The sequence below is a fragment of the Kitasatospora sp. NPDC005856 genome (assembly GCF_040629945.1).
In the GTDB taxonomy this organism is placed as follows: domain Bacteria; phylum Actinomycetota; class Actinomycetes; order Streptomycetales; family Streptomycetaceae; genus Kitasatospora.
Window position 1 is genome coordinate 1 of sequence record NZ_JBEXWT010000260.1, and the last position, 1,017, is coordinate 1,017.

Consider the following 1,017-nt stretch of genomic DNA (forward strand, 5'->3'; position numbering starts at 1 on the left):
GTACGCGTAGCTGTAGGTGACAGTGCCCGAGCAGGCCACCGCCGCCTGCGACGGGGCCGCCGTGACGACCAGCACCGTGCCGAAGGTCAGCAACGCCACCAGCGCTCCGAACACCTTGCGCAGCATCATGACTTCCACTCCTCCGGGACGAGGTTGGTTGAGAGCCGTCCCGTCGTCCACTTCTACGGAACAGAGAAGTTGATCGCCGCTGATGGTGGCGCCAATCAATCAATCCCGCACAACGCTGGACAACCGCGTACCGCGTCTCCGCACCGCGCCGTCGCTGTAGTGGAACTTCTCGTCGCCACGCAGCAGGATGCTCACCGAAGCCAGCCGAGGAGGCGGGCCGGTGCCGTGCGGCGCCGGCCAGCTCCAAGGGTTTGCTCGGCCGCCAGGGCGCAACATCAGAACGAGACATCGATCTTGTCATCACCCTCGATTCTCCGCTGTCTGCATGTCCGCCCCGCTCTGGTATGTACCGATCCGGCGGGAAAGGTCGCTGCGGGTTTGACCTGTCGGCACCGGGTGCGTCTCTGACGCTCGTTGGATCACCAGCGCGGCCGTGGCAGGCAAGTGCGAGAGGAACGCAGCGTCGCCTCAATCGCCGAAATAGGCTGTCGGTCATGCATGGGTTCACCGACGTCGATCGCCAGTCAAACCCGGACTCGTGGGTCGGCGTACTGGACCGCCTCACCCAGGAGCCCTTTTACCAGGCATACCAGCAGCGGGTTCGGGAGTTGCTCCAGCCGGTGCCTGGCCGTCGGTATGTCGATGTTGGCGCTGGCACCGGGGCAAGTGCAGCCACGCTGAAAGATGACCACGGCGCCAGTGTGGCAACCGTGGACTCTTCCCTGACCATGGCCGCTGCCACGCGAGCCCGGGGCGTGACACAATGCACAGTCGCCGACGCCCATCACCTGCCGTTTCTCGACAACTCCTTTGACGGGGCATGGGCCGATCGCACCCTGCAACACCTCGCCGATCCCCAGGCCGCGATCAAGGAACTCATCAGGGTGG

At 64.9% G+C, this 1,017-nt stretch carries 1 protein-coding gene; it reads left to right on the top strand.

The genetic code is table 11. The annotated features are described in order from the left end of the window. Positions 1 to 623: 623 nt before the first annotated feature. A partial coding sequence (locus ABZ449_RS42365) for a methyltransferase domain-containing protein (protein ID WP_360357548.1) occupies positions 624 to 1,017 on the top strand: 394 nt, incomplete at its 3' end.